Annotated in this window: 26 protein-coding genes and 1 riboswitch; of the genes, 14 read left to right on the plus strand and 12 right to left on the minus strand. The window is 64.4% G+C overall.

All coding sequences use genetic code 11. The annotated features are described in order from the left end of the window. The first annotated feature begins 5 nt into the window (after window positions 1-5). Window positions 6-533: an Lrp/AsnC family transcriptional regulator gene (locus FHS02_RS22530; protein WP_137315692.1), complete on the plus strand. Its 528-nt coding sequence runs from the start codon at window positions 6-8 to the stop codon at window positions 531-533. A 113-nt stretch (window positions 534-646) separates the two neighbouring features. On the opposite strand, the gene FHS02_RS22535 is transcribed toward FHS02_RS22530, so the two are convergent. From FHS02_RS22535 to FHS02_RS22550, 4 genes are read right to left on the minus strand one after another with little or no spacing between them, the layout of a single operon-like run. After that, window positions 647-1,327 carry a GNAT family N-acetyltransferase gene (locus tag FHS02_RS22535; protein WP_137315691.1) on the minus strand — a complete coding sequence of 227 codons (681 nt, stop codon included), beginning with the start codon at window positions 1,325-1,327 and terminating at the stop codon, window positions 647-649. Beyond that, entirely contained in the window at window positions 1,327-2,628 is a 1,302-nt protein-coding gene (locus FHS02_RS22540; protein WP_137315690.1) for a multifunctional CCA addition/repair protein, read from the minus strand. Before FHS02_RS22540 ends, FHS02_RS22535 begins: the two co-directional genes overlap by 1 nt. Continuing rightward, window positions 2,628-3,341 (minus strand): glutathione S-transferase family protein, encoded by a 714-nt coding sequence (locus tag FHS02_RS22545; protein ID WP_137315689.1) that lies wholly within the window; start codon window positions 3,339-3,341, stop codon window positions 2,628-2,630. The genes FHS02_RS22540 and FHS02_RS22545 overlap by 1 nt, the downstream gene beginning before the upstream one ends. A gap of 40 nt (window positions 3,342-3,381) precedes the next feature. Beyond that, on the minus strand, window positions 3,382-5,385 hold the full coding sequence (locus FHS02_RS22550) for a lytic transglycosylase domain-containing protein (protein ID WP_229422308.1): 2,004 nt from the start codon (window positions 5,383-5,385) through the stop codon (window positions 3,382-3,384). A 22-nt stretch (window positions 5,386-5,407) separates the two neighbouring features. On the opposite strand from FHS02_RS22550, the gene FHS02_RS22555 reads away from it, so the two are divergent. Further along, window positions 5,408-6,013 carry a 5-formyltetrahydrofolate cyclo-ligase gene (locus tag FHS02_RS22555; RefSeq protein ID WP_137315687.1) on the plus strand — a complete coding sequence of 202 codons (606 nt, stop codon included), beginning with the start codon at window positions 5,408-5,410 and terminating at the stop codon, window positions 6,011-6,013. Between the two features lie 95 nt (window positions 6,014-6,108). Here FHS02_RS22555 and metF read toward each other — a convergent pair whose 3' ends face one another. The 4 genes from metF to metK form a co-directional block, all read right to left on the minus strand. Further along, window positions 6,109-6,939 carry a methylenetetrahydrofolate reductase [NAD(P)H] gene (gene metF / locus FHS02_RS22560; protein ID WP_137315686.1) on the minus strand — a complete coding sequence of 277 codons (831 nt, stop codon included), beginning with the start codon at window positions 6,937-6,939 and terminating at the stop codon, window positions 6,109-6,111. Further along, on the minus strand, window positions 6,932-7,282 hold the full coding sequence (locus tag FHS02_RS22565) for a phage holin family protein (RefSeq protein WP_137315685.1): 351 nt from the start codon (window positions 7,280-7,282) through the stop codon (window positions 6,932-6,934). The genes metF and FHS02_RS22565 overlap by 8 nt, the downstream gene beginning before the upstream one ends. Window positions 7,283-7,367: 85 nt before the next feature. Next, the gene (ahcY, locus tag FHS02_RS22570) at window positions 7,368-8,783 is read right to left on the minus strand and encodes an adenosylhomocysteinase (RefSeq protein WP_137315684.1); all 1,416 of its coding nucleotides are present in this window, start codon (window positions 8,781-8,783) and stop codon (window positions 7,368-7,370) included. Between the two features lie 26 nt (window positions 8,784-8,809). Continuing rightward, a riboswitch (S-adenosyl-L-homocysteine riboswitch) is annotated at window positions 8,810-8,883 on the minus strand. A gap of 125 nt (window positions 8,884-9,008) precedes the next feature. Further along, window positions 9,009-10,178, minus strand: a complete 1,170-nt coding sequence (gene metK, locus FHS02_RS22575; RefSeq protein WP_137315683.1) for a methionine adenosyltransferase — start codon at window positions 10,176-10,178, stop codon at window positions 9,009-9,011. Between the two features lie 221 nt (window positions 10,179-10,399). Here metK and FHS02_RS22580 point away from each other — a divergent pair, with 221 nt between their 5' ends. From FHS02_RS22580 to dapF, 3 genes are read left to right on the plus strand one after another with little or no spacing between them, the layout of a single operon-like run. Continuing rightward, complete coding sequence (locus FHS02_RS22580; RefSeq protein WP_137315682.1) at window positions 10,400-11,254, plus strand: lysophospholipid acyltransferase family protein; 855 nt, start codon at window positions 10,400-10,402, stop codon at window positions 11,252-11,254. Then, on the plus strand, window positions 11,251-12,147 hold the full coding sequence (locus tag FHS02_RS22585; protein ID WP_137315681.1) for an LpxL/LpxP family acyltransferase: 897 nt from the start codon (window positions 11,251-11,253) through the stop codon (window positions 12,145-12,147). The genes FHS02_RS22580 and FHS02_RS22585 overlap by 4 nt, the downstream gene beginning before the upstream one ends. Next, window positions 12,144-13,007, plus strand: a complete 864-nt coding sequence (gene dapF / locus FHS02_RS22590; protein ID WP_137315680.1) for a diaminopimelate epimerase — start codon at window positions 12,144-12,146, stop codon at window positions 13,005-13,007. Before FHS02_RS22585 ends, dapF begins: the two co-directional genes overlap by 4 nt. A gap of 62 nt (window positions 13,008-13,069) precedes the next feature. Here the strand turns inward: dapF and FHS02_RS22595 are convergent, their stop codons facing one another. After that, a complete protein-coding gene (locus tag FHS02_RS22595; RefSeq protein WP_307722164.1) occupies window positions 13,070-14,470 on the minus strand; it encodes an SEL1-like repeat protein in 1,401 nt (466 codons plus the stop codon). Window positions 14,471-14,986: 516 nt separating this feature from the next. On the opposite strand from FHS02_RS22595, the gene FHS02_RS22600 reads away from it, so the two are divergent. From FHS02_RS22600 to FHS02_RS22640, 9 genes are all read left to right on the plus strand, one after another. After that, a complete protein-coding gene (locus FHS02_RS22600; RefSeq protein ID WP_137315678.1) occupies window positions 14,987-16,042 on the plus strand; it encodes a porin in 1,056 nt (351 codons plus the stop codon). 120 nt (window positions 16,043-16,162) lie between these two features. Next, window positions 16,163-16,834 (plus strand): DUF484 family protein, encoded by a 672-nt coding sequence (locus tag FHS02_RS22605; protein WP_137315677.1) that lies wholly within the window; start codon window positions 16,163-16,165, stop codon window positions 16,832-16,834. A 2-nt stretch (window positions 16,835-16,836) separates the two neighbouring features. Then, a complete protein-coding gene (xerC, locus tag FHS02_RS22610) occupies window positions 16,837-17,805 on the plus strand; it encodes a tyrosine recombinase XerC (RefSeq protein ID WP_137315676.1) in 969 nt (322 codons plus the stop codon). Window positions 17,806-17,894: 89 nt separating this feature from the next. Next, complete coding sequence (locus FHS02_RS22615; RefSeq protein ID WP_137315675.1) at window positions 17,895-18,950, plus strand: CobW family GTP-binding protein; 1,056 nt, start codon at window positions 17,895-17,897, stop codon at window positions 18,948-18,950. A 95-nt stretch (window positions 18,951-19,045) separates the two neighbouring features. After that, entirely contained in the window at window positions 19,046-19,486 is a 441-nt protein-coding gene (dksA, locus tag FHS02_RS22620) for an RNA polymerase-binding protein DksA (RefSeq protein WP_137315674.1), read from the plus strand. Between the two features lie 93 nt (window positions 19,487-19,579). Beyond that, window positions 19,580-20,890, plus strand: a complete 1,311-nt coding sequence (locus FHS02_RS22625; protein WP_137315673.1) for an STAS domain-containing protein — start codon at window positions 19,580-19,582, stop codon at window positions 20,888-20,890. 74 nt (window positions 20,891-20,964) lie between these two features. Then, complete coding sequence (gene hslV / locus FHS02_RS22630) at window positions 20,965-21,501, plus strand: ATP-dependent protease subunit HslV (protein WP_137315672.1); 537 nt, start codon at window positions 20,965-20,967, stop codon at window positions 21,499-21,501. 52 nt (window positions 21,502-21,553) lie between these two features. Then, window positions 21,554-22,891, plus strand: a complete 1,338-nt coding sequence (hslU, locus tag FHS02_RS22635) for an ATP-dependent protease ATPase subunit HslU (protein WP_137315671.1) — start codon at window positions 21,554-21,556, stop codon at window positions 22,889-22,891. 17 nt (window positions 22,892-22,908) lie between these two features. Beyond that, window positions 22,909-23,112 carry a hypothetical protein gene (locus tag FHS02_RS22640; protein ID WP_137315670.1) on the plus strand — a complete coding sequence of 68 codons (204 nt, stop codon included), beginning with the start codon at window positions 22,909-22,911 and terminating at the stop codon, window positions 23,110-23,112. Window positions 23,113-23,232: 120 nt separating this feature from the next. On the opposite strand, the gene FHS02_RS22645 is transcribed toward FHS02_RS22640, so the two are convergent. Genes FHS02_RS22645 through gspE form a run of 3 tightly spaced genes read right to left on the minus strand, consistent with a single transcriptional unit; the run spans window position 23,233 to window position 26,523 of the window. Next, on the minus strand, window positions 23,233-23,835 hold the full coding sequence (locus FHS02_RS22645) for a type II secretion system protein N (RefSeq protein ID WP_137315669.1): 603 nt from the start codon (window positions 23,833-23,835) through the stop codon (window positions 23,233-23,235). Between the two features lie 31 nt (window positions 23,836-23,866). Then, window positions 23,867-25,087 carry a type II secretion system inner membrane protein GspF gene (gene gspF, locus FHS02_RS22650; RefSeq protein WP_137315668.1) on the minus strand — a complete coding sequence of 407 codons (1,221 nt, stop codon included), beginning with the start codon at window positions 25,085-25,087 and terminating at the stop codon, window positions 23,867-23,869. Window positions 25,088-25,104: 17 nt separating this feature from the next. Further along, window positions 25,105-26,523, minus strand: a complete 1,419-nt coding sequence (gene gspE / locus FHS02_RS22655) for a type II secretion system ATPase GspE (protein WP_137315667.1) — start codon at window positions 26,521-26,523, stop codon at window positions 25,105-25,107. Window positions 26,524-26,538 lie beyond the last annotated feature (15 nt).

Here is a 26,538-nt window from a genome sequence, read left to right on the forward strand (position 1 = left end):
AGATTATGACCAAGATCGCGCTGGACAAGACAGACCGTAAAATCCTGTCCATCCTCCAGGAGGACGGCCGCCTGTCGAACCAGGACGTGGCCGAGCAGGTCAGCCTGTCGCCTTCGCCGTGCCTGCGCCGTATCAAGCGGCTGGAAGAGGAAGGCGTGATCCGCCAGTACGTGGCGCTGCTCGATCCGGACAAGATCGGCCTGGGCCTGCTGGCCTATGTCAATGTGCGTCTGGAAAAGCACAGCGATGCCGCCGCGGTGGCGCACAGCACGGCCAGGGCGCTGGGCGCGCTGCCGGGTACTGTGTCGCCGCGCGAGGATTTCGCCGTGGCCGTGGAAGGGTGGCCGGAAGTGGTGGCGTGCTATGCGATGACGGGCGAAATGGACTACCTGCTGCGCGTGCACGTGGAAGACATGGACCACTTCTCGCGCTTCATGATGGCCACCCTGTTGCGGCATCCGGCCGTGCTGGACGTGAAGTCCAGCTTTGCCCTGCAGAGAATAAAGGATACGACGGCGCTGCCGCTGGTCTAAGGCAGGCTGGTCTAAAGCAGGCTGGTCTAAAGCAGGCTGGTCTAAAGCAGGCTGGTATAACAGTAGGCTGGTACAAGGGGCAGGCCGATGTAACGCCCCCCCTGCCGGCGGCGTCACTCCTTCTTGCCGCGCCCCGGCAGCATGTCCCACAGCTTGGCGGCACGCCGCACGTTGGCCTTCAGCGCGTAATCGATGGTGGCCAGCTGTTCCTGCATCGCTTCCTGCAGCACGCTGGCCGGATCGGCCGGGCCCAGTTTCAGGTAGGCATCCGCCTCGCCATAGTCGCGGTGGATTTCCATGCCCGCCTTCTTGGCGATGTGGATCATGATCTGGTTCGACGACAGGCAGTGCATGGTCAGCGTGTCGACATCGTGGTTGCGGCAGACGATCGCGGCCCGTTCGAACAGCTTCGAGCCGATGCCCAGTCCGCGCGCCGATTTCAGTACCGACACGCCGAATTCGGCCACGCGGTCTTTTTCCGTGACGCCGTCCTTTTCCGGCTGCCGTTCCGCGAATCCCAGGTGCCCGACCGCAACCAGCCGGAATACGCGGTTGTACACGCCGAACACGATGTCGCGGTCGAAGTCGATGCTGTCCACATACTTCGTGACCTGCTCGTCCGTGATGGGCGAGCCGAAGCGCAGCAGCCGGTCGCGCCCTTCGATCTGCAGGAAATGCTTCAGCATGCGGCGCCGGTCCCGTTCGCGCAATTCCTTGACGGGAATCGTCGGTCGGGGCTCGGGACGGCCCAGCCACTTGTGCAGCGGGTTGCGGAACAGGTTCAGCCGCGGCATCAGCGTGCTCCGGCGCTGCCGCGTTTGTCGGCTTCGCTCGTATCCATGTTGTCTGCTTCCTCGGGCTCGTCAGGCCGGGCCAGCGCCTCGCGCACCGCGCGCACGCGGGCTTCGCGCACCAGCTCCGGAATGCGTTCGGGCTGTTCGGTGCACGCCTGGGCGATTTCCCCGGCGTTGACGCCGCGCGCGGCGGCCAGTGCCCGTTCCAGGTAGTCGCGCTGAGGGAACGGCGCATCGCGGAAGGAAGCGTTCACCCCTTCCCGTCCGCGCGCATCGCATTCCGACACCTGCAGCAGCTGGACGAAACGGGCCGGCTTGCGGAACGCGTCGCTGCGTTCGAACAGCTTGACGATCGTGTTGCAGCGCAGTTCCAGCGCACGCGACACGTTGCCGTGCTCGCGGGCTGCCAGCACCGCCAGGTCGCGGCACTCGGTCGGCACCTTCAGGCGCGCGCACACGTCCTTCACCAGGGCGGCGCCGAGGCCTTCATGGCCGTGATGGGCCGGCCATTTCGCGGATGGCGTGGCGCCTTTGCCCAGGTCGTGCAGCAGCGCGGCAAAGCGTACGGGCAAGTCGTAGCCTTGCCCCGCCGAGTAATCGACGACCTGCTCCAGGTGAATGCCGGTATCGATCTCCGGATGCCATTTCTCGGGCTGCGGCACACCCCACAGGCAATCCAGTTCCGGCACGATGCGCGCCAGCGCGCCGCAGTCCCGCAGCACCTGCAGCATGCGCGACGGCCGCTGTTCCATCAAGCCGCGCGACAGTTCCTGCCAGACGCGCTCGGGCACCAGCGCATCGACTTCGCCCTCGTCGACCATGCGGCGCATCAGCGCATTGGTTTCCGGCGCCACCGTGAAATCGGTAAAGCGCGCGGCAAAGCGGGCCACGCGCAGGATGCGCACCGGATCCTCGGCAAACGCGTCCGACACGTGGCGGAACACGCGGCGGGCGATATCGCCGCGGCCGTCGAACGGGTCGGTCAGCGTGCCGTCCCCGGCACGGGCGATCGCGTTGATCGTCAGGTCGCGGCGCACCAGATCCTGTTCCAGCGTGACATCGGGCGCCGTGTGGAACACGAAACCCTTGTAGCCGGGCGCGGTCTTGCGTTCGGTGCGGGCCAGCGCGTATTCCTCGTGCGTGTCGGGATGCAGGAACACGGGGAAATCCTTGCCGACGGCGCGAAAACCCTGCCGCACCATCTGCTCCGGCGTGGCGCCGACGACCACATGGTCATGGTCCTTGACGGGCAGTCCCAGCAGCTCATCGCGGACGGCACCGCCAACGACATAGGTTTTCATCAGGCCGCCGCGCCCCCGGCTTCGTCGGCCTGGGCTCCTTCGGCGCGGGCTTCCTCGATCCAGCGCGCCACGGCCGGGTGCCGCGTGACCCGCTCGCAGTAGGCCGACAGTGCCGGCGGCAATGCCACGCCATAGGTATTGAAGCGCGTGACGACCGGGGCGAAGAATGCGTCCGCCAGGGAGAATTCGCCGAACAGGAATTCGTTGTGGCCGAAGCGGCACAGGCACTCTTCCCAGATTTCGCTGACCCGGCCGATATCCGCCTGCGTGTCCGGCGTGCGGCCCTGGCCGCGCAGGCTGGCGCCGATATTCATCGGCATCGTGCTGCGCAGGCTCGCGAAGCTGGAGTGCATCTCGGCGCAGATCGAGCGTGCGGTGGCGCGCGCCGCCACGTCCTGCGGCCACAGGTGCTTGTCCGGGAACTGCTCGGCCAGGTATTCGCAGATCGCCAGGCTGTCCCAGATCGTCATGTCGCCGGCCAGCAGCACGGGCACCCGGCCGCTGTGCGTGTAGCGGGCAATGTCGCCGGAAGTTTCCGGGCGGTCCAGCTTGACGCGCACCTCGGTGAACGGGATGCCGAAAGCGGTCATTGCCACCCACGGCCGCATCGACCAGGAGGACAGGTTCTTGTTGCCGATGACGAGCGTGAGGCCGGGCTGGCGCGCGGCGGCCAGGGTCTGGGTCAGTGTGGGGTCGAGTTCGATCGTTTGCATGAGGGTGGAAAATGCGGGAAAAGTAAGGGAGCGCGCCGGATCAGCGGCTCGAGAAACTGTTCTGCTGCGATTCCTGGCCGCGCGGATCGGGCTCGCGCATGTCCTTCTCGCTGTAGCCCTTCGGCGTGACGACGCCCAGCCGCGCCTTCATCGATTGCGGCCGGCCTTCGAACAGCGCCGCATAGTAGGTCGCATTGGTCATCACGTTCTTCACGTAGCCGCGCGTTTCCGAGTAGGGAATCGATTCGATGAAGATGGTGGCATCCATCGGCTTCGTCAGCGCCGAACGCCAGGAGCGCAGCCGGCCGGGGCCCGCATTGTAGGCGGCGGTGGCCAGTACCTGCGAACCGTCCATGCTGCCGAGCACCATGTTCATGTAGTTGGCACCCAGCAGGATGTTGGTGCGCACGTCGGTCAGCATGTCCTGCACGAAATTCGTCAGGCCGATCTTGTTGGCCACCCAGCGCCCGGTGGAGGGCATCACCTGCATCAGGCCCGATGCGCCCGCGCTCGACTGCGCATTCATCACGAAGCGCGATTCCTGCCGGATCAGGCCGTAGACCCACGCGCGGTCGAGACCGAGGGTGGAGGTGGTGGGGCGCATGATTTCATCGTGCGGCGCCGGATAGCGGTGCGTGTAGTCGGCCAGTGCGCGGGTGCGCTCCGAGGTGTACACCATCCGGTCGAGGATATGGTGCTGGCGCGCATATTCGGCGGCGGCGATCAGTTCGCGGTCCGACAGGTGCCGCACTTCCCAGTTCCACTCGCGCAGGCCTTCGAAGCGCAGCCGCATGTCGAAGAACTTCAGCGCGCGGCGGATGCCCGGGTTGGCGGCGATCGCGGCGATTTCCTGCGCCGTCACCGGTGCGCCCGGGGCCGGGATGCTGACCGTGCGGCCCAGCTCTTCGGCGGCCAGCAAGCCATAGTAATCCTCGCGATCGGCGATGCTCTGGTACAGGAACTGCGCCTCGGGTGTCATCTGGCCGCCGGCCAGCGCGACGGAGGTGCGGGCCTGCCAGTACACCCAGGTGGGATCCTGGCGCAGTTGCGGCGGCATGGCCGCGAGGTAGTCGCGCACCAGTTGCCAGTTACCGTCGCGCAGCGCATAGCGGATGCGCCACTGGTGCTGGTCGATCGACAGCGGCGCCCCGGCGGCAAGGCGCCAGTAATCGGAAGTTTCCGGATCCACCACGTACGACGCCGGCAGTGCGATATTGGCCCAGCCGATCGCCTGCTCCTGCGGCGTCAGCCTCGGCAGTGCTTTCCTCAGCGCCAGCACGGACAGCTTGACGCTGGTGCGGGCGGCGCGGCCCAGCGCGACCAGGAATACTTCACGGTCGGCCTTCGAGCTGCCGACACCCTTTGCCAGTACCACGGCGGGCACGTCGATCGCCTGGGCGATCTTGTCGTCGGAACCGTTCAGCAGCATGATGGTGCGGCGCGCCGCACCGGTGGCCTTCGTTTCGCCGGCCAGGCGCACCTGCGCCCACAGGTCTTCCTGGGTGAACTGGCCGGTCTGCGCCAGCGACGCGATCAGCGCGCTGCATCCCTCGCCGTAATACGGCGGATAGATCAGCAGCGCGCGGGCATCGGCGGCCACGTTCTCGCCTTTCGACAGGCGCGACAGCAAGCCGTAGCATTTGACCTGGGTATCGTCCTTCAGCACGAACAGCGGGAACTGCTGGTCGAACATGGCCCATTCGCGCTTGCGGCCCAGTTCCAGCAGCCAGTCGTTGCGCAGGCGGTCGGCGATCGCCGTGCCTTGATAGCGCTGCAGGAAGGCCAGGATCTCGCCCGAGGTGGCGGCAACGAAATGGGATTTGAGCCGATAATAGTCGACGTAGGACGGAATGGCGTAGTCGGCGAGCCGTGCCGCGTAGAACTCGGCCTTTGTCGCGTCGTTGCGGCGCACGGAATCGCGCAGCAGCAGGAACGCATCATCGTCCTTGCGGCTGTCGCCCAGGTCTTGCGGGATGGCGAGGAGCGGGGTGGCGCAGGCGATCGCGAGCAGTACGCCGGCTATCCATTTCGACGGGGAAATCAAGATACGACTCTCAAAAAGTGACATGACCAGCGACCTTAGAATAACACGCCTGACTGAAGGGCTACCACCCGCGAGCGTACAGACGGCCGCGGCGGAAAAGGCTGCGTTGCGCAAGCAATTGCTGGCTGAACGGCGCAACTTGCCGGCAGAAACCCGTGCCCGGTGGGATGCCGACATCTGCCGGCACATCGTGCAGTGGTGGCACACGGCAAAAGTGGATGCACTGGGCGTCTACTGGCCGCTGCGCGACGAGCCCGACCTGCACTCCGCCTATGCCGAGCTGGCACGCCTGGGCGTGCGGCTGCTGCTGCCGGTGGTACTGAAGCGCGACGCGCCACTGGACTTCGCCGCCTGGCAGATCGGCGAACCGTTGGTCAAGGATGCGATGGGTATCGCGATACCGGCCGCGCTGCGCATCGAGCCGTATCCGCCGGCGCTGCTGGTGCCCTGCCTGGGCTTCAATGGACAAGGCTACCGGCTGGGATACGGCGGCGGTTTCTACGACCGCACGCTGGAAAAGGAACCCCGGCCGGCGACGGTCGGCATCGCCTACTCCTGCCTCGCCGCCGAGTTCGGCAGCGACGGGCACGACATCGCGCTGGACCGAATCATCACCGAGCAAGGGTGAGCATAAAAAACCACCACCGGTGACAGGCACCTGTTTTTCTGGAACATTTCACGGAAATAGGTGCCTGTCACCGGTTTTGCCGGTGTTGCTTCAATTTACTTGACCAGCCGCTGCCACAGGGCCGTCGTCGGGGCCACCTGGTTCATGCTGTAGAAGTGCAGGCCCGGGGCGCCGCCGGCAAGCAGGCGCTCGCACAGGGCCGTGACCACGTCCAGGCCGAAGGCCTTGATCGACGCGGTATCGTCGCCGAAGCTGGCCAGCTTCAGGCGCACCCAGCGGGGAATCTCGGCGCCGCACATGTCCGAGAAGCGCATCAGCTGCGTGTAGTTCGTGATCGGCATGATGCCGGCCACGACCGGCACGGTGACGCCGGCTTTCTGCGCCGCGTCGACGAACTGGAAGTACGCGTCGGCGTTGTAGAAATACTGCGTGATGGCCGAATCGGCACCCGCCTTCACCTTGCGCACGAAGGCATCGAGGTCGGTCTGCGGCGATTTTGCCTGCGGGTGGACTTCCGGATAGGCGGCCACTTCGATATGGAACCAGTCGCCCGTTTCGGCGCGGATGAATTCCACCAGTTCGTTGGCATAGCGGAATTCGCCGGCCGCGCCATAGCCGCTGGGCAGGTCGCCGCGCAGTGCCACGACCCGCTTGATGCCGTGCGACTTGTATTCGTTCAGGATGGCGCGGATCGATTCGCGCGTACCGCCCACGCACGACAGGTGCGGCGCGGCTTGCTCGCCGGCGGACATGATGTCGAGCACGGTTTCCAGCGTGCCGCGCTGGGTGGTGCCGCCGGCACCGAACGTGACGGAAAAATACTTGGGATGCAGTTCGGACAGCTTGGCGCGCGTGGCGCGCAGCTTTTCCGCGCCTTCCGCCGTCTTCGGCGGGAAAAATTCGATACTAAAATTATGGTCAGCCATCGGCGTCTTTCAACAACAGGGAAGAGAGGGCCCAGGAGATCACGCTGTACAGCAGTGCGCCGCCGACCGCCGCCCAGAAACTCGTCACGTTGAAGCCTTCCACGAATTGCGCCACCAGCCAGAACGTGAAGCCGTTGACGATGAAGATGAACAGGCCCAGCGACAGGACGGTCACGGGTAAGGTGAGAAGGAGCAGCAGTGGACGGATCAGCGTGTTCACCAGCCCGAGGATGAGCGCCGCGATCAGGGCTGCGCCGACGCTCGTGACGTCGACGGAATGCATCAGGTAAGGCACTGCGAACAGCGCCACGGCATTGATGAACCAGGTCAGGACCAGACGCATTGTGTTTAAAGCCTCAAGCGGAAAACAGCGAAGTACAGTGCAAGCGTTGCAAAAAAAGGCCGGCTTCCGCCGGCCTTCGTACCCATCAATAGCGGTAGTGTTCCGGCTTGTACGGGCCTTCGACCTTGACGTTGATGTAGGCGGCCTGCTCTGCCGTCAACTCGGTCAGCTGCGCATTCAGCTTCTTCAGCTGCAGGCGGGCGACTTTTTCGTCCAGGTGCTTCGGCAGCGTGTAGACGCCGACCGGGTACTTGTCCTTGTGCAGGAACAGTTCGATCTGCGCGATGGTCTGGTTCGCGAACGACGAGCTCATCACGTACGACGGGTGGCCGGTACCGCAGCCCAGGTTCACCAGGCGGCCTTCGGCCAGCAGGATGATGCGTTTGCCATCAGGGAAGATCACGTGATCGACCTGCGGCTTGATGTTTTCCCACTGATACTTCTTCAGCGCGGCAACGTCGATCTCGTTGTCGAAGTGGCCGATGTTGCAGACGATCGCCTGGTCCTTCATCTTCAGCATGTGCTGTTCGGTGAGGATGTGGTAGTTGCCGGTGCAGGTGACAAAGATGTCGCCATGTTCGGCGGCGTAATCCATCGTCACCACGCGGTAGCCTTCCATCGCGGCCTGCAGTGCGCAGATCGGATCGATCTCGGTCACCCACACCTGGGCCGACAGCGCGCGCATGGCTTGCGCCGAGCCCTTGCCCACGTCGCCATAGCCGGCGATGACGGCGATCTTGCCGGCGATCATCACGTCGGTGGCGCGCTTGATGCCGTCCACCAGCGATTCGCGGCAACCGTACAGGTTGTCGAACTTCGACTTGGTGACGGAATCATTCACATTGATTGCCGGGAAGGCCAGCTTGCCTTCCTTGTGCATCTGGTACAGGCGGTGCACGCCGGTCGTCGTTTCTTCCGTCACGCCGAGGATGTGCGGCAAGCGCTTCGAATACCACGTGGCATCCTTTGCCAGGTGGGCCTTGATCGAGTTGAACAGGCAGATCTCTTCTTCCGAGCCCGGGTTGTCCAGTACCGACGCATCCTTTTCGGCGCGTGCGCCCAGGTGCAGCAGCAGCGTCGCATCGCCGCCATCGTCGAGGATCATGTTCGAGTACACGCCATCGCCCGGCCATTCGAAGATGCGGTGGGTGTATTCCCAGTATTCGTCCAGCGTTTCGCCCTTGACGGCGAATACCGGCGTGCCCTTGGCGGCGATGGCAGCAGCGGCGTGGTCCTGGGTCGAGTAGATGTTGCACGAAGCCCAGCGCACCTGCGCGCCCAGCGCTTCCAGCGTACGGATCAGCACGGCGGTCTGGATCGTCATGTGCAGCGAACCGGTGATGCGGGCGCCCTTCAGGGGCTGTGCAGCGGAGAATTCTTCCTGGATCGCCATCAGGCCAGGCATTTCCGTTTCGGCGATCTTGATTTCTTTCTCGCCCCAAGCGGCCAGGCCGATGTCGGCAATGATGTAGTCCTGGGAATCTTTGAGTGCGGCGTTCATCACGCCTCCTTTCATGTTGAAAAAAGTTGACGTGAGCGCGGTTGCAGAAGTGTCCGAGCCTGGCGGATTCGATTGATCCGTCGCAACGCTCCTCGGAGAACAGGCATTCTATAACAAAAAACCGGATAAGCGATCCGGTTTTGTTACCCGAAAAATGGGGACAGACACCATTTTCCCGGCAAGATTGCCTCAAAAACAGCGTCTGTCCCGACTTTTATTCGGCTGTTACGCGAGGCCGGCGGCGGCGCGCAGGGCAGCGGCCTTGTCGGTGCGTTCCCAGCTGAATTCCGGCTCTTCGCGGCCGAAGTGGCCGTAGGCGGCGGTCTTGCGGTAGATCGGGCGCAGCAGGTCCAGCATCTGGACGATGCCTTTCGGACGCAGGTCGAAGTGCTCATGCACCAGTTCGGCGATCTTCTCGTCCGGAATGACACCGGTGCCTTCGGTATAAACCGTGATATTGATCGGGCGGGCGACGCCGATGGCGTACGACACCTGCACCTGGCACTGGCGCGCCAGGCCGGCGGCCACGACGTTCTTCGCCACATAGCGGGCGGCGTAGGCGGCCGAGCGGTCGACCTTCGACGGATCCTTGCCGGAGAACGCGCCGCCGCCGTGCGGGGCCGCGCCACCGTACGTGTCGACGATGATCTTGCGGCCGGTCAGGCCGCAGTCGCCCTGCGGGCCGCCGATGACGAAACGGCCGGTCGGGTTGACCAGGAATTTCGTATCCTTCAGCCACTCCTTCGGCAGCACCGGACGGATGATCTCTTCGATGACCGCTTCCTCGATCTGCTTGTGCTGCATTTCCGGTGCGTGCTGGGTCGACAGCACGACGGTATCCACCGCCACCGGGCGGCCATCCACATAGCGCAGCGTGACCTGCGACTTGGCATCCGGACGCAGCCACGGCAGGCGGCCATCCTTGCGCAGCTGCGACTGGCGTTCGACCAGGCGGTGCGAGTAATAGATCGCGGCCGGCATCAGTTCCGGCGTTTCGTCGCAGGCGTAGCCGAACATCAGGCCCTGGTCGCCGGCGCCCTGGTCCAGGTCGATGCCGGCGCCTTCGTCGACACCCTGGGCGATGTCCGGCGACTGCTTGTCGTAAGCCACCAGCACGGCGCAACCCTTGTAGTCGATGCCGTATTCGGTATTGTCGTAGCCGATGCTTTTGATGGTTTCCCGGGCGACCTGAATATAATCCACATTGGCGTGGGTAGTGATCTCACCGGCCAGCACGACGAGGCCGGTATTGCACAGCGTTTCGGCGGCCACGCGGGCGGTCGGATCCTGGGCCAGGATCGCGTCGAGAATCGCGTCGGAAATCTGGTCGGCGACCTTGTCGGGGTGGCCTTCGGAAACGGATTCGGACGTGAAGAGGTAATCGATGGAAGGCATCGCAAGTTCCTATGGTTGTCGAGACTCGACGTTGAGACTCGCATTAAAAAAACTGTCGCAACAACCCATATGGCTTGCGACGCTTTAGCGATATTTTTATCCCGCCTCGCAAGTTGTCTGTTAACTCGGCGGTTCCTGCTGACGTGGTATTTTACGCTTCTTCAAAAAATTTTGGGCACCGGCTACATGAACTGTTGTCCCCACCCGTCAATAACCTGTACATGCTGTTAAGAACTTTCCGTTTTTTCTCCATCTTTCCATTGCCGGTCCTGCATGGCATTGGCGCTGCCATGGGCTGGCTCGTTTATGGGTTGTCACCTTCGTATCGCCGCCGCATGCGCGACAACATGGGCCGTGCGGGCTATGCCGGACACCTGCGCCAGGCCGTTGCCGAGGCCGGCAAGGCGGTGGCCGAGCTGCCGTTCGTGTGGCTGGCATCCGAAGAGCGCATTGCGCGCCGCGTATTCCTCAAGAACTACGGGCTGGTCGAAGAACACCTGCGCGCCGGTCGTGGCATCGTGTTCCTGACGCCTCACCTGGGCTGCTTTGAAATCACCGCGCAACGCGTGTCGCACGATACCCCGATCATGGTGATGTACCGCCCGCCGAAGCAGGCGGCAATGAAGCCGCTGGTGGAGGTGGCGCGTGCACGCGGACAGATGCTGCTGGCGCCGGCCAACCTGTCCGGCGTGCGGATGCTGGCCAAGTTCCTGAAGTCGGGCAAGCCTGTCGGCATCCTGCCGGACCAGGTGCCGCAGGAAGGCGAAGGCGTGTGGGCCGAGTTCTTCGGCCGGCCCGCCTACACGATGACGCTGCCGGCCAAGATGGCCAGGCTGGGCGGCGATGCGCCGGTGGTGCTGACCTATGCCGAGCGGCTGCCGCGCGGGCGCGGTTTCCTGATTCACTTCGTGCCGTTCCCCGGCACGCTGGAAGGCGACAACGCGCAACAGGCGCGGGCGATCAATGCCGCGATGGAACAGCTGATCGCCGGCTGCCCGGCCCAGTACTACTGGAGCTACAACCGCTACAAGGTGCCGCCTGGCGTGGCGGCACCGAACACGGCGGAGGCCGCATGAAGATCCTGCTTGGTTTCATGTGGCTGCTGCACTGGCTGCCGCTGCCGGTGCTGGGCCGCTTCGGCACGGCGGTGGGCAGCCTGCTGTTCATCGTCATGGGCCCGCGCCGCGAGATCGCGCTGGTCAACCTGCGCCTGGCGATGCCGGAATTGTCGGAAGACCAGCGCCGCGACCTGGCACGCCGCCATTTCCAGGCCTATTCGCGCAGCGTGTTCGAGCGGGCGGTGCTGTGGTGGGCATCCGAGCAGCGCTTGCGGCGCCTGATCCGCATCGAGACGAGCGAAGGCATGCCGCCGGGCCAGATTCCGGTGGCCGCGATGACGGAAAAGCCGACGATCCTGCTGTGCCCGCACTTCGTGTGCCTGGATGTCGGCGGAGCGTCGATCGCGATGGAAGCTTCCGCCTCGTCGATGTACGTCACGCAGAAGAACGCCACGTTCGATGCCGTGCTGCGCGCAGGCCGCGCCCGCTTCAAGCCCGTCAAGCTGTTCACGCGGCAGGACGGCATCAAGCCGATCCTGCGCGCGCTGCGCGACCGGCTGCCCTATTTCATGCTGCCGGACATGGATTTCGGCGAAAAGGATGCCGAGTTCGTGCCCTTCTTCGGCGTGCCGGCGGCAACGCTGACGGCCACCGCCCGCATTGCCGCCACCACGGGCGCGCAGGTGATGCCGGTGATCGCGACTTTCCTGCCGAATTATCAAGGTTGGCGCGTCAAGTTCTATCCGGTGTGGGACAATTATCCTGGAACCGACATGGTTGCCGCCACGCGCCGCATGAACCAGTTCATCGAGGAACGGGTGCGCGAAGCGCCGGCGGAATATTTCTGGACTCACAAGCGCTACAAGACCCGCCCGAACGGCGAACCGTCCTTCTATTCAAACAAGCGATGAAACTCAAATTCACCAAGATGCATGGCGCCGGCAACGACTTCGTCGTGATCGATGCCATCAACCAGCAGATCGACTTCACGACCGCGCAGTGGAAAGCGCTGGCGGACCGCCGCTTCGGCGTGGGTGCCGACCAGTTGCTGGTCGTGGAAAAATCGACCAACCCCAGCTGCGACTTCCGCTACCGCATCTTCAACAACGACGGCGGCGAGGTGGAACAGTGCGGCAACGGCGCGCGTGCCTTTGCAAAATTCGTGGCCGAAAAAGGCTTGACGGAACGCCGCAGCATCGCCGTCGAAACGATGTCCGGCATCATTGCCCCGCGCCTGGAAGAAGATGGCAGCGTCACGGTGGACATGGGCGCGCCGGTGTTCGATCCGGCCCTCGTGCCGTTCGATACGGAAGGACTGGAAGGCCGGCCGGAAGGCAACGATACGCTGTGGCCGCTGGTGCTGGAACTGGCTGGCGAGAAGGAAACCGTGCTGGTGTCGGTGCTGTCGATGGGCAACCCTCATGCGGTGCAGGTGGTGCCGGACGCGGATACTGCGCCCGTTGAGCTGACCGGTCCGCTGATCGAACATCACGCCCACTTTCCGAAACGTGTCAACGCCGGCTTCATGCAACTGGTGAGCCGCCGGCATGTCCGGCTGCGCGTATTCGAGCGCGGTGCCGGAGAAACGCTGGCCTGCGGCACCGGCGCCTGCGCGGCCGTCGTGGCGGGCATCCGCCGCGGCCTGCTCGATTCGCCGGTGCGGGTGGATGCGCGCGGCGGCGAACTGTCGATCGCCTGGGCTGGCGAAGGCGAACCGGTTTACCTGACCGGCCCCGCCGTGACCGTGTTCGAAGGCGAAATCACGGTCTGAACGCGCTGGCCGCTGATCCAGCCGATGATCCAGCGATGATCCAGCGATGATCGAGTGGGAGGCTAGGCGGCCAGGCGCGCGCGGTCGCCGCCTTCGCTCCCTGCTTCAACCAGTTGCAGCCACGTCTTGAAGCGGTACAGCCGCTGCCGGTAATTCCCCTCCAGGCCAGCGTCGACCTGTTCGAATTGCCGCGTGATGCGATCCAGTGCCTGGCGCTGGCGTGCGGTTTCCACCAGCACCAGACGGCGCCGCCCGCGGCCATAGCTGGCACGGATATCGACGACGAGGCAATGGCCGTGGTCGGCTGCCTTCACGTCCAGCAAGAGCGCTTCGGCGCGTGTCAGCCCGAACAGCGCGGCCAGTTCGATCCGCGCCGCCAGCAGGGGCTGGCTGCTGGCCAGTTCCCGCGTCACCAATGGCAAGAGCGCCAGGGCCCAGCCGGTTTTCTCCGGCGCCGGTGCGATCCGCATCAGCACCTCGGCAGCCTGCGCGCAATGTTGTGCCGCCGCCTTTTGCAACCAGTACGCGGCCTTCACGTCGTTGCAGTCGTTGCTGCGCCGCATGCGCCATGCCTGCAAGCCGCACTCGAGCTGCGCCGCGCCATGCCCCAGCACGGCGGCCCGCTCCAGGCAGGTTTGCGCCTCGCCCACGCAGCGTTGCGAGAATTCCGGTTTCACATAGATACGCGACAGTGCGAACCACGCTTCGGCCAGGCCTTGCTCGCCGGCCAGCGTGAGCCAGCGTACCGCCCGCTTGAAGCTGGCCGGGCAGCCGCTCGGCAGCCGCATGCCCTCCGCGTCGATGCGCGCCAGTTGCAGGCCCAGCGCCAGTTGCGCGTGGCGATCGCCTGCGGTGGCGGCCAGCTCACGCATCCTTTGCACCTCGTCACCAGGACCGTCTTCCCGCGCCAATGCTTCCGCGCAGCGTGACAGCAGGCGTGCTTCCGCGGCCGATCCCGTCCAGGCGGCACCATCGGCCGGTGCCTGCGCGAGCAGTGCGCGTGCCAGCGGCAGCGCCGCGGCAAGGGGAATCGATGGTTCGCCAGGCGGCGGTTTGATGGCGCCGCGCCCCGGCAATACCACGGGTCCCGGGGCCGGATCCGCGACAGCCAGGCGCAACTTCGCCAGCAGCACGCCGGCTTCGGACGAACCGGCGCGCGCCGCCGCATCGAGCGCGCGCCGCGCCCGCTGGCACAGGCCGGGATGGGTGACGGCCGGCTCCTGCAACACGAGCTGGCCCAGGGTCAGGGCGGCCTGGACGATGCCGGCATCGCTGGCGCGGGCATACCAGTCGAGCAATGTGGCGCGATGGTGGCTGGCATATTGCCAGGGGATGTGGCGGCCGATCAGCATCCATGCTTCGTCGATACCGGCGGCTGCCGCGCGCGACAGCCAGTGCAGCGCAGTGGGCGGACTGCACGGCAAGCCGGCACCGCCGGCCAGGTAAAGCTTTCCCAGTTTCAATTGGCATCCAGGGTCTCCCGACCGCGCACCCCGGATCACTGCCAGCTCTTCACGATTGGCCATGTCGGTCTCCAGAAAGCTGCCTTGTCGCGGCGGCCGGCAATCCCGGCATTCGCCTGCGGCGCTTTTTTTTCGTTGTAAAACAACGGCGCAACTGAACAGTTTAGCCAGCGAACTGTTGCACGCCTCATACAAAGTTGACTTCAGGTTGACTTCGCTTGATGTTCGCTTGATGTTGCGCAAACGAGGTCAACCGGGGGTCCGGCTACGCTACCCGTAGATACCTTACCAATGAAAGGATTCCATGACGCGGGTTAACAAATGACACCGTAAAACTACCGTTTTATAAATACAACAAGAATCCGAAGTTTTGGCGCTTTCAACCAAGACTCGTGCCGCCAATCGACCAATCGGCGGAACTGGACGGCAAGACGATCTACTGTGCACCTGTCCAGTTTCACGAGCATTCACCGCTGGCTTCTTGAACCCATCAATTCAGAACAGAGGGAACGACAAATGAAGAAATCCTTGGTTGCCCTGGCCCTGACGGCCGCTTTCGGCGGCGCCGCAGCCCAGTCGTCCGTGACCATCTATGGGACGATCGACGCAGGCATTCAGCGCACCACGCACGTCGCCAACGATGCCACGCAGGTGACCCGGCGCGATAACAACAAGCTTGGTTTCCGGGGTGTCGAAGATCTCGGCAATGGCCTGAAGGCCCTGTTCCAGCTGGAGATTCGCTACGATCCCGATACAGGTGCCCTGGAGAACAATGTGCGCCCGCTGTTCCAGGGCCAGAGCCGCGTCGGCCTGCAGGGCGCGTTCGGCACCGTGCGCATCGGCCGCGGCCTGACCGCCTACCAGGAATCATCGGTGGCATTCGAACCATGGTCCGGCCTGCCCAACGTGGCCGGCTACCAGACCGACCTGCACGTCGCCGGTTATACCAGCGACCCGCTGAGCGTTACCGGCAATTCGCTGAACCGCTTCTCGAATGCCGTGTTCTACAACTCGCCGGTGTGGAGCGGCTTCCAGGTCAACGTGTCGGTGGCCACCAAAGAGGCCAACAATGGCCCGGTCGTCATCGGCAAGGGCACCGCCGCCGCACCGCAATATGCGGCCAATGCGATGGCGTCGGCCAACCCGTACTCGGTCAGCGCCACCTACACCAATGGCCCGTTCGCCGCCATGCTGGGCGCCGAACGCAATGCCATCGAAACGGAACTGTGGTCGGTGGCGGCATCGTACAAACCGATCCCCGACCTGAAACTGATGGCGTCCTACCAGCGGCAGGACCAGGGCCACACGCAGTGGTTCAACGAGAATATCAACGCCTGGGTGGTCGGCGCCAACTACACGGTCGGCGTGAACAAGTTCATCGTCGGCTACGGCCAGAAGGATCCGGATGGCGTGATCAAGACCAAGCAGGCGTCCGTCGGCTATGAGTACAGCATCTCGCCGCGTACGTACCTGTATGTCGACCTGTCGGTGAAAAAGGCCCCGTTCGTCGCGACGGCCACCAACGACGACACGCGCAAGCATTACGCGCTGGGCGTGCATCACAATTTCTAGTCGTTCAGTCTCGGTTTAGCAAAGTGCGAGGGAGCAGCGCTCCGGGGCGGTTTTCCGGAGCGTTCTTTTTTTGGCAGCCCGTCGGGTAGAATGTTGCTTGCTTTATTAAAAGTGACAACAATGACCGCTCTCCTGGATTCCTCGGCTGTCGCGCAATACCTGGCAGACCATCCCCATTTCTTTGAAGAACATGCGAGCCTGCTGGGTGACATACGTCTGTCCAGTCCGCTGACCGGCCGTGCCGTGTCGTTGCAGGAGCGCCAGATGGAAGTCATGCGCGAGCGCTACAAGGCGCTGGAACTGCGCCTTTCCGAACTGAACCGCAATGCGCAGGAAAACCAGGCCATCGCGAACCGTTTCCACGGCTGGAACCAGTCGCTGCTGCGCGAGCGCGACGTGGCCGCCATGCCGCGTGCCGTCACCGAAGGCCTGAAGGCGCAATTCAATGTCCCGGCGGCCACGCTGCGCCTGTTCGGTGTCGCGCCCGAATACACGGACAAATGGTTCGCCGCCGGCGTGTCCGACGATGCCCGCCTGTTCGCCAACGGCTTGCGCACGCCTTACTGCGGCAGCAACAACGATTTCGAAGCGGTGCGCTGGCTCGACGATGCCGGCTTGATCAAGTCCGCCGTCATCGTGGCACTGCGCCAGCCGGGCGCCACCGGCCCCGCGTTCGGCCTGCTGATCATGGGCTCGCCCGATGCGGAACGCTTCACATCGCTGATGGCCACCGATTTCCTGGTGCATATCGGCGAAACAGCCAGCGTCGCGCTGGCACCGCTGCTGGCCTGACCATGAGCGATCCGCGCGGCGATGCCGGCTGGGGCGCGGAATGGTTGCGGCACCTGGCCACGCAACGCAAGCTGTCGGCACGTACCATCGATGCCTATGGCCGCGACCTGGCCGAACTGGCCGCGTTGGCCGGCCTGTCCGGCGGGCAGGACTGGACAGCGATCACCCACGCCGACATCCGCCGCTTCACCGCGAAACTGCACGCCGGCGGCCAGCAGCCGCGCTCGATTGCCCGCAAGCTGTCCGGCTGGCGCAGCTTTTTCGGCTGGCTGGCTGAACACACCAGCCTGGCTGCCAATCCCGTCGAAGGGGTACGGGCACCGAAGCGGCCGAAGTTGCTGCCGAAAGCGCTGTCGGTCGACAACGCCGTGCAACTGGTCGCAACGCCGGTACGCCAGGCTGCCGCGCCGACGCCTGCCGAATTGTGCAACAGCGCGATGTTTGAACTGCTCTATTCCAGCGGCCTGCGGGTATCCGAACTGTGCGGACTCGATCTGCACTTCCACAAGGCAGGCGGGACGGCGGGCGCATCGGCTGGCTGGCTCGAGCGGGACAATGCCGAGGTCGTCGTCACCGGCAAGGGCAACAAGATGCGCCGCGTACCGGTCGGCAAGGCCGCGCTGGCGGCCATCGACGCCTGGCTGGCCGTACGCCCTGCCCCGGCCGACGGCAGTGGCGCACTGTTCGTGAGCGAGCGCGGCAGCAGGATGTCGCCCCGGGTCGTGCAAATGCGGCTCAAGCGGCATGCGATCGCCACCGGCGCGCCGGTGCACGTGCACCCGCACATGCTGCGGCATTCGTTTGCCTCCCACGTGCTGCAGTCTTCCGGCGACCTGCGGGCCGTGCAGGAAATGCTGGGGCATGCCAGCATCACGTCCACCCAGGTCTATACGGCACTCGATTTCCAGCACCTGGCCGAGGTGTATGACAGGACCCATCCGCGCGCCAAAACCGGTAAAGGCAGCGCCTGACCGGACCCAATTGTGCGATTGGACAGCATAATTGGAATTCCGGCATAATCGACCGATTCTGATTTTGGCAACCCTTTCTGGCAACTGACATGGCACTGATTCCGACCACCATCCTGACCGGCTTTCTCGGCGCCGGGAAAACCACGCTGTTGAATCGCATCCTGCGCGAACAGCACGGCATGCGCATCGCCGTGATCGAGAATGAATTTGGCCAGGAAAACATCGACAATGAAATCCTGGTACAGGAGAGCCGCGAACAGATCGTCGAGATGAACAACGGTTGCATCTGCTGCACGGTGCGGGGCGACCTGATTATCGGCCTGTCGGACCTGGCGAAGAAACGCGCCGCCGGCGAAATCGCGTTCGACCGCGTCGTCATCGAGACGACCGGCCTGGCCAATCCCGGCCCCGTCGCGCAAACCTTTTTCATGGACGAGGAAGTGGGCAGCCACTACCTGCTCGATGCGATCGTGACCGTGGTCGATGCCCGCCACGCGATGCAACAGCTCGATGCCAACGAGGAAGCACAGCGCCAGGTAGGGTTTGCGGACAAGATCCTGCTGTCGAAGACCGACCTGGTCGACGCCGCCGCGATCGAGGAACTGACGGCGCGCCTGAAGCGCATCAACCCGCGTGCGCCGATCGGCCGTTCGGATTTCGGCAATGCGCCGATCACCGAGGTACTGGACCTGAAGGGGTTCAACCTGAACGAAAAGCTGGAAATCGATCCCGACTTCCTGGCGGCGGAAGAGCACGAACACGAGCACGATCATGAGCACCACCATGATCACGACCACGAACATGGCGCCCATTGCGATCATCCGAGCCACCGGCACGCCCACCATACGGATGACATTTCCGCCTTTGCCTTCAAAAGCGATCGAGCGTTCGATTCGGCGAAACTGGACGAATTCCTGGGCGGCCTGGTGAACGTTTATGGCCCTCGCATGTTGCGCTACAAAGGCGTATTGTGGATGCAGGGCGCCGAGCGCAAGGTCGTCTTCCAGGGCGTGCACCAGCTGATGGGCAGCGACCTCGGGGCAAAATGGGGCGAGAACGATGTGCGCGGCAGCAAGATGGTGTTTATCGGCAAAAATCTGCCAAAAGACATCTTTATTCGCGGTTTGGAACAATGTCTGGTATAAACTAACCCGGTTTTTGTGGGGCCGCGTCCGGTCCAGGCCATGCGGCCTCCCGGCTGGAATTTGAAAACTCTGTCGTATCGAAGGTAAGCGAAGTCATGACCAAAACAAATAAGACCCCCGCGGAAGCGCCTATCCTCACCGAAGAAGAAATCCTCGCGATGAGCGACAAGGACTACATGAATCCGGCGCAACAGGCTTTCTTCAAGGCCAAGCTGCAAGCCCTGGAAAAAGAACTGCTGAAAAACGCCGGCGAAACCACCGAGCACCTGCGTGAAACGGTGCTGGTACCCGATCCGGCCGACCGCGCCACCATCGAGGAAGAGCATGCGCTGGAATTGCGCACCCGCGACCGCGAGCGCAAACTGCTGAAGAAAGTGCAGCAATCGATCGTGGCGATCGACAATGGCGAATACGGCTGGTGCGAAGAAACGGGCGAGCCGATCGGCATTCCACGCCTGATCGCCCGCCCGACCGCCACGCTGTCGCTGGAAGCCCAGCAGAGGCGTGAGCTGAAACAGAAACTGTACGGCGACTGATCCGTTACCCTTCCATAAAAAAGCATGCCGCGGCATGCTTTTTTATTTCCTGCCGTGTCGTGCTCATGTTTTCCTCTGGGCTACACTAGCGCGATGGGACTCTTTTCCCTCTTCCGCAAAGACAAGCCGATCGTCGACGAGGACGAGGCCTATGCGCGCCTGGCCGCCAACAGCGAACTGCAGCGCCGCGACGACGCGTCGCCATTGAGTGCGCAGCAAAAGCTGCAGCTGGACCTGCAGCGCGATATTGCCCGTGCCACCGTGCTGAAGATCGATGCGATCGAGGCCGCCATGGCTGCCGACATGTTCGACGAGCCGGCCTTTCGCCGACCGCAACGGCGCAGCGCGGCCCCTGCCAATGCTGCCGCTCACACGCTCGACGACGCGGTGACCGAGCTGCTGGAAGACGACGATATTCCGGTCGAGGCGGCTGCCGCCGAAAGCGCACCGGCGGTCGAGGAAGCGGCGATCCTGTATGCCAACGGTGAAACGGATGACGCATGCCGCCTGCTGGCCGACGCGGTTCGCGGGGATCCGGCCGGCGACCGCACCGCCTGGTGGATGCTGTTCGACCTGTACTGCGTGCTCGGCCGGCAGGAAGCGTTCGACAGCCTGTCGATCGACTATGCCAGTACCTTCGAGACATCGCCGCCGCCGTGGAATCCGGCCCTGGCGGACAACGCCGCCGCCAGCAGCGGTGTCACCCCGTCCGCAACGCTCGCCGGCGTGCTCGACGCCGCCACCAGCGCGCAAATTGCCCACCTGCGTGCCGCTGCCGAAGGCGCCGCCGTGCTGCGCCTGGATTTCTCCCGCGTTACCGCGGTCGAACCTGCCGGCTGCGCGCTGCTGTACGACACATTGCGCGAACTGCAGCGCGGCCGCGAACTGATCCTTGGCGGCGTGGACGAGCTGCTGCTGCAGGTGCGCGCCATCGTCGACGTCGGCCGGCGCGACGACAGCGCGGCACCGTGGCTGCTGATGCTTGAACTGCTGCGCCTGCTGAACCGCGAGAAAGAGTTCGACGAAGCGGGCATGGATTACTGCGTGACGTTCGAGGTGTCGCCGCCACCGTTCACGCCGCCGGGTAAGGTGGCAAGCACCCCTCGGCAGGTCGCCGGGCCGGCCGCCGACCGCTACCTGCTGCCGCGCACGCTCGAAGGCAACGCCGAAGAAGTCTGGTCCGCCATCCGGGCCCATGCCGACGATTGCCCTGCGCTGGTATTCGATTGTTCCCGGCTGGCGCGGATCGACTACGTGGCGGCCGGCCACCTGCTGGCGCTGCTGCAGCAGCTGGCCGGGCCGGAGCGGCGCATCGAGTTTCGCGAGCTGAACCACATGATCGCGGCGCTGGCGCGGCTGCTGGGATATGGTGGCGTGGCACGGCTGATGCCGCACCGGTACTGACTGGTTTTTTATCCGCCTTGCAATTTTTTGATCCAACCCCATTTTCGCGGCTGGCGTCATCACTTGAGGCAATTATGGAACAATTTCACGGCACCACCATCCTCTCCGTCCGGCGCGGCAACCAGGTCGCACTGGGTGGCGATGGCCAGGTAACGCTGGGCAATATCGTCATGAAGGGCTCGGCCCGCAAGGTACGCAAGCTGTATCAGGGCAAGGTCCTGTGCGGCTTTGCCGGCGGCACCGCCGATGCCTTCACGCTGCTGGACCGCTTCGAAGCGAAGCTGGAAAAACACCAGGGCAACCTGCTGCGCGCCTCCGTCGAGATGGCGAAGGACTGGCGCACCGACCGCGTGCTGCGCCGGCTGGAAGCCATGCTGCTGGTCGCCGACGCGCAATCGACGCTGATCATTACCGGCAACGGCGACGTGCTGGAGCCGGAAGACGGCATCGGCGCGATCGGCTCGGGCGGTGTGTACGCGCAGTCGGCAGCCAAGGCGCTGTTCGAGAATACCGAGCTCAACCCTGCCGAGATCGTTAAAAAATCGCTGACCATCGCGGGGGAACTGTGCATTTATACGAACTTGTCGCACATTATCGAAACGCTGGATTGATGGCCAATATCAGGCCAACATCGACAACCACGCAATGACAGCAGGAACACATATGAACATGACCCCGCAGGAAATCGTCGGCGAACTGGACAAGCACGTCGTCGGACAGGGCAAGGCAAAGAAGGCCGTGGCCATCGCGCTGCGCAACCGCTGGCGCCGGCAGCAGGTCGAGGAACCGCTGCGCCATGAAATCACGCCGAAGAACATCCTGATGATCGGCCCGACCGGTGTCGGCAAGACCGAGATCGCACGCCGGCTGGCCAAGCTGGCCGATGCGCCCTTCATCAAGGTGGAGGCCACCAAGTTCACCGAAGTGGGCTATGTGGGCCGCGACGTGGAAACCATCATCCGCGACCTGATCGATATCGGCATCAAGCAGACGCGCCAGGCCGAAATGACCAAGGTGCGTGCGCGCGCCGAGGATGCCGCCGAAGACCGCGTGCTCGATATCCTGGTGCCGCCGCCGCGCGACTTCGGTTTCCGTGACAATACCGCGGCGGAAGCGCCGGAAAAGGATTCCACGCGCCACACCTTCCGCAAGCGCCTGCGCCAGGGCGAGCTCGACGACAAGGAAATCGAGATCGAACTGGCCGACCAGGCACCGCAGATGGAGATCATGGCGCCGCCCGGCATGGAGGAGATGACCGAGCAGATCAAGTCGATGTTCGCCGGCGTGGGCGGCAACCGCAAGAAGTCCCGCAAGATCAAGATCCGCGAAGCGCTGAAACTGCTGGTCGACGAAGAGGCCGCCAAGCTCGTCAATGAAGACGAGATGAAGCAGAAGGCGATCCACAACGTGGAGCAGAACGGCATCGTGTTCCTGGACGAGATCGACAAGATCGCCTCGCGCTCCGAAGTCGGCGGCGCCGACGTGTCGCGCGCCGGCGTGCAGCGCGACCTGCTGCCGCTGGTCGAAGGCACCACGGTGAACACCAAGTACGGCATGATCAAGACGGATCACATCCTGTTCATCGCGTCCGGCGCGTTCCACCTCGCCAAGCCGTCGGACCTGATCCCGGAACTGCAGGGCCGTTTCCCGATCCGCGTGGAACTGGAATCGCTGGCGATCGCCGATTTCGAACGCATCCTGACCAGCACTGATGCGTGCCTGACGCTGCAGTATGCCGCGCTGCTGGCCACCGAAGGCGTGACGCTGGAATTCGCCCCGGGCGGCATCACGCGGCTGGCCGAGATTTCGTTCCAGGTCAACGAACGCACCGAGAACATCGGCGCGCGCCGGCTGTACACGGTGATGGAAAAGCTGCTGGAAGAAATTTCGTTCTCGGCCAGCGATGCGGGCGACAAGCACATCGTCATCGATGCAGACTATGTGAACCAGCGGCTGGAAGCGCTGTCCGTCAACGAAGATCTTTCCAGGTACGTCCTGTAATCCAAGCACCGTCGATCATGGCAAACAAGGCCCTGGCAACCCGGCAAAAGATGCGCCTGCGCATCGAGCCGTCGCAGTCGTTCTCCAAGCCGCGCAACCCGTTCGCGGGGCTGGCGAAGGCGCGCGCGGCCGGACCGCACGAACGCAGCAAGTCCGCCGAACGCCAGGCCGCCAAGGTCGCCATCGCGAAAGCCAGGCTGAAGCCGGATCCGGACGAGTAATCGCCACGGACCGTCGAGGCACACCGGTGTCTGACACTACTTCCACAGGAAATGGTGTCAGACACCGGTTTTTTTATTGCCTGGAAAATGGGGACGTACCCCATTTTCCAGGCAATTTTTTTACTGGTCGGTCGTCGGCCGCTGCACGGGCGCTGTGTAGACCGGCGCAGGCTGGCCTGCTGGCCCGACGGGCGTGCCGGCCGGTGGCGTGACCAGCGGCGACACGGAAGGCTGTGGCGTGGGCATCGAGGCCGGTGGTGGCGGCGCGGCGCGGTTCACGGGCGGCAACGGCGCGGCGGTGGTCGACGACACGCCGGCGTCCGGCAGCAGGTCGAGGCGTTTTTGCACGCCGCCGTCCAGCAGCGTCACATAGCGCGGCTGGACGTCCTGGACCGTGACACCCGGCGCCACCTCCTTGCCGACCGGGTAGGCCTTCGGCGTATCGCCACTGGTGGCGATGATGGCCACGCTGCCGCGGCCGCCGCGGGCAGCCACCACGCCGCGCAATTCGTATGTGCTGGCGGTAGCGACCGTGGCCTGGCCGCCGAACAGCCCCAGCGCCGCATCGACCGGCGGCGGCGGCGTTTCCTGCACCGGCACCACGGCGATCTGCCGCTGCTGCGGCTTGAACAATTGCAGGCTCCAGTAGGCGGTGGACGCGGTCAGCGCCACCACGGCTGCCAGGGTGGCAATGGCGGGGAGGTGATGCGGCAAACGGTTCATTCGAACTCCGGTAAATATCTCGCGGCGGCCATCAGCGCACCAGCTGGTTGATCTCGATGATCGGCATCAGCACGGCCAGCACAATCAGCAGTACGACCACGCCCATGGCCAGGATCAGCGCCGGCTCCAGCAGCCCGGCGATGGTCAGCGTGCGCCGCTCCAGGTCCGCTTCCTGCGCGGCGGCGGCGCGTTCCAGCATGGCGGGCAGCTCGCCGGTGATCTCGCCGGCGCGGATCATGTGGATCAGCATCGGCGGGAAGTGCTTCTGTGCCGACAGCGCCCGCGCCAGGCTCACGCCCTCGCGCACCGCATCGCTGGCCTCTTCCACCAGCTGGCGCATGGCCACGTTCGACAGCGTATCGCGGCTGGTTTCCAGCGCGCGCAGGATCGGCACGCCGGAACCGGTGGTGATCGCCAGCGTGCTGGCAAAGCGCGACGTGTTCAGGCTGCGCTCGAACTTGCCGTACAGCGGCGCGGTCAGCAGCCACGTGTGCCAGCGCGTCTTCAGCGCGATGTTCTGCAGCGCGCGGCGCCACGCGAACCAGGCGCCGATCAGCAATACCAGCACGATCAGCCCGTAGTTGCGCACGAAGTCCGATACCGCCAGCATGATCACCGTGAGCAGCGGCAGCTTCTGCTTGGTATTCGAGAAGACCGACACGATCTGCGGCACCACGTAGGTGAGCAGGAAGATCACGATCGCGAACGCCACCACCGTGACGATGGCCGGATACGTGAACGCCAGCCGCACTTTCTGCACCAGCGCATTGCGCCGTTCGATGTAGTCGGCCAGCCGCGACAGCACGCGCGACAACTGGCCGATCTGCTCGCCCGACGCGACCAGCGCGCGATAGATCTCGGCGAAGTCGCGCGGGTGGCGTTTCAATACGTCCGACAGCGCGGCACCGCCGATCACTTCGGAGCGGATCGATGCGATCAGGTCGCGCACATAGGGACGCTCGGCCTGTTCCAGCAGCGCGGTGAAGGACTGCTCCAGCGGCAGGCCGGCTTCGAGCAGGCTGGCCAGCTGGCGCGTGAAGAGCGCCAGCTCGGTCGTCGACAGCTTTTCGCCCAGGCCGCGCCGCGTGGCGGTACCGCTCGCATCCACCTGCGCCGTGATGGTATCCACCTTGATCGGTACGAGTCCCTTGGCACGCAGGTCGGCACGCGCGGCGCGCGCGCTGTCCGCGTTGACGACGCCTCGTTTCGTGGCGCCGCCCGCGTCGACCGCTTCATAACGGAATGCCGCCATTCAGTTGACTCCCACTCTCAATCCTTGGCCACGCGCAGCAGCTCGGCCAGCGTCGTGGTGCCGTTGGCAAGCCAGCGCTCGCCGTCGTCGCGCATCGTCGTCATGCCGTCCGCCAGCGCGGTGTCCTTGATCGCCGCTTCGGAGGCGCGGTCGTGGATCTGCGCGCGGATCCGGTCGGTCGTCTGCAGCAGCTCGTAGATGCCGACACGGCCCTGGTAGCCCGTCTGTCCGCAGGCCTCGCAGCCGACCGCGTGCCACTGGGCACCGTCGAACGTCTTGCATTCCCCGCACAGCTTGCGCACCAGCCGCTGCGCCAGCACGCCCAGCAGCGACGACGACAGCAGGAACGGCTCGATACCCATGTCCAGCAGGCGCGTCACGGCCGATGCCGAATCGTTGGTGTGCAGCGTAGCCAGCACCAGGTGGCCCGTCAGCGATGCCTGTACGGCGATCTGCGCCGTTTCCAGGTCGCGGATCTCGCCGATCATGATCACGTCCGGATCCTGGCGCAGGATCGCCCGCAGCGCCTTCGCGAACGTCATGTCGATGCGCGCGTTGACCTGTGTCTGGCCCACGCCGGCCAGGTCGTATTCGATCGGGTCCTCGACGGTGAGGATATTCGTCGTCGTCGAGTTCAGCAGCGACAGCGCGGCATACAGCGTCGTGGTTTTACCGGAACCCGTCGGACCGGTCACCAGCACGATGCCGTGCGGCTGTGCCAGCAGGCCGTTGAACTCGGCGAGCATCGGCTCGCTCATGCCCAGGTGCTGCAGGTCGAGGCGGCCGGCTTCCTTGTCCAGCAAGCGCAGCACGGCCCGTTCGCCGTGTCCGGTCGGCAGCGTGGAAACGCGCACGTCGACGGGCTTGCCGCCCACCCGCAGCGTGATGCGGCCATCCTGCGGCAGGCGCTTCTCGGCGATGTCCAGCTGCGCCATGATCTTGATGCGCGAGATCAGCGAACCATGGATCGCCTTTCTCGGCTTGACGATGTCGCGCAGCGCGCCGTCGACACGGAAGCGCACGACGGAAATCTGCTCGAACGGCTCGACGTGGATGTCCGATGCGCCGTCGCGCAGCGCCTGCGTCAGCAGCGCATTGATCATGCGGATCACCGGCGCATCGTCCGACGATTCCAGCAGGTCTTCGATGGCCGGCACGTCCTGCAGCAGCCGGGTGAGATCCAGGTCGGCATCGAATTCGTCGGCCACCTGCGAGACATCGCCGCCGGTGCCGGCATAAGCGGCCGCGATCGCCTCTTCGAGCTGCGCGCGCGGCAGTGGTTTCAGCTGGATGCGGCCAAAGCGGCGCGACACCTCGGCGATCGCCGATGGCGCGGTGGCGTTCGACACCAGCACCTCGACCGTGCCATCGCGCTCGCCGCTTTTCGCCAGCACGAGGAAATCGCGGGCGAATGCGTAGGGAAGAAGATTATCCATGATGCTGCCTGTTCA

This window comes from Pseudoduganella umbonata (assembly GCF_014192225.1).
Taxonomy (GTDB): Bacteria; Pseudomonadota; Gammaproteobacteria; order Burkholderiales; family Burkholderiaceae_D; genus Rugamonas; species Rugamonas umbonata.

Excerpts from the sequence above, each read along its gene's own strand:
- FHS02_RS22625 (WP_137315673.1), top strand. The coding sequence starts at position 19,580 with ATGGGACTCTTTTCCCTCTTCCGCAAAGACAAGCCGATCGTCGACGAG.
- metF (WP_137315686.1), bottom strand. The coding sequence starts at position 6,939 with ATGGCTGACCATAATTTTAGTATCGAATTTTTCCCGCCGAAGACGGCG.
- FHS02_RS22605 (WP_137315677.1), top strand. The coding sequence starts at position 16,163 with ATGACCGCTCTCCTGGATTCCTCGGCTGTCGCGCAATACCTGGCAGAC.
- hslU (WP_137315671.1), top strand. The coding sequence starts at position 21,554 with ATGAACATGACCCCGCAGGAAATCGTCGGCGAACTGGACAAGCACGTC.
- FHS02_RS22580 (WP_137315682.1), top strand. The coding sequence starts at position 10,400 with ATGCTGTTAAGAACTTTCCGTTTTTTCTCCATCTTTCCATTGCCGGTC.
- FHS02_RS22585 (WP_137315681.1), top strand. The coding sequence starts at position 11,251 with ATGAAGATCCTGCTTGGTTTCATGTGGCTGCTGCACTGGCTGCCGCTG.
- FHS02_RS22600 (WP_137315678.1), top strand. The coding sequence starts at position 14,987 with ATGAAGAAATCCTTGGTTGCCCTGGCCCTGACGGCCGCTTTCGGCGGC.
- ahcY (WP_137315684.1), bottom strand. The coding sequence starts at position 8,783 with ATGAACGCCGCACTCAAAGATTCCCAGGACTACATCATTGCCGACATC.
- dksA (WP_137315674.1), top strand. The coding sequence starts at position 19,046 with ATGACCAAAACAAATAAGACCCCCGCGGAAGCGCCTATCCTCACCGAA.
- gspE (WP_137315667.1), bottom strand. The coding sequence starts at position 26,523 with ATGGATAATCTTCTTCCCTACGCATTCGCCCGCGATTTCCTCGTGCTG.
- metK (WP_137315683.1), bottom strand. The coding sequence starts at position 10,178 with ATGCCTTCCATCGATTACCTCTTCACGTCCGAATCCGTTTCCGAAGGC.
- FHS02_RS22645 (WP_137315669.1), bottom strand. The coding sequence starts at position 23,835 with ATGAACCGTTTGCCGCATCACCTCCCCGCCATTGCCACCCTGGCAGCC.
- FHS02_RS22530 (WP_137315692.1), top strand. The coding sequence starts at position 6 with ATGACCAAGATCGCGCTGGACAAGACAGACCGTAAAATCCTGTCCATC.
- FHS02_RS22640 (WP_137315670.1), top strand. The coding sequence starts at position 22,909 with ATGGCAAACAAGGCCCTGGCAACCCGGCAAAAGATGCGCCTGCGCATC.
- FHS02_RS22615 (WP_137315675.1), top strand. The coding sequence starts at position 17,895 with ATGGCACTGATTCCGACCACCATCCTGACCGGCTTTCTCGGCGCCGGG.
- FHS02_RS22535 (WP_137315691.1), bottom strand. The coding sequence starts at position 1,327 with ATGCCGCGGCTGAACCTGTTCCGCAACCCGCTGCACAAGTGGCTGGGC.
- xerC (WP_137315676.1), top strand. The coding sequence starts at position 16,837 with ATGAGCGATCCGCGCGGCGATGCCGGCTGGGGCGCGGAATGGTTGCGG.
- dapF (WP_137315680.1), top strand. The coding sequence starts at position 12,144 with ATGAAACTCAAATTCACCAAGATGCATGGCGCCGGCAACGACTTCGTC.
- gspF (WP_137315668.1), bottom strand. The coding sequence starts at position 25,087 with ATGGCGGCATTCCGTTATGAAGCGGTCGACGCGGGCGGCGCCACGAAA.
- FHS02_RS22555 (WP_137315687.1), top strand. The coding sequence starts at position 5,408 with ATGACCAGCGACCTTAGAATAACACGCCTGACTGAAGGGCTACCACCC.
- FHS02_RS22540 (WP_137315690.1), bottom strand. The coding sequence starts at position 2,628 with ATGAAAACCTATGTCGTTGGCGGTGCCGTCCGCGATGAGCTGCTGGGA.
- FHS02_RS22565 (WP_137315685.1), bottom strand. The coding sequence starts at position 7,282 with ATGCGTCTGGTCCTGACCTGGTTCATCAATGCCGTGGCGCTGTTCGCA.
- FHS02_RS22545 (WP_137315689.1), bottom strand. The coding sequence starts at position 3,341 with ATGCAAACGATCGAACTCGACCCCACACTGACCCAGACCCTGGCCGCC.
- hslV (WP_137315672.1), top strand. The coding sequence starts at position 20,965 with ATGGAACAATTTCACGGCACCACCATCCTCTCCGTCCGGCGCGGCAAC.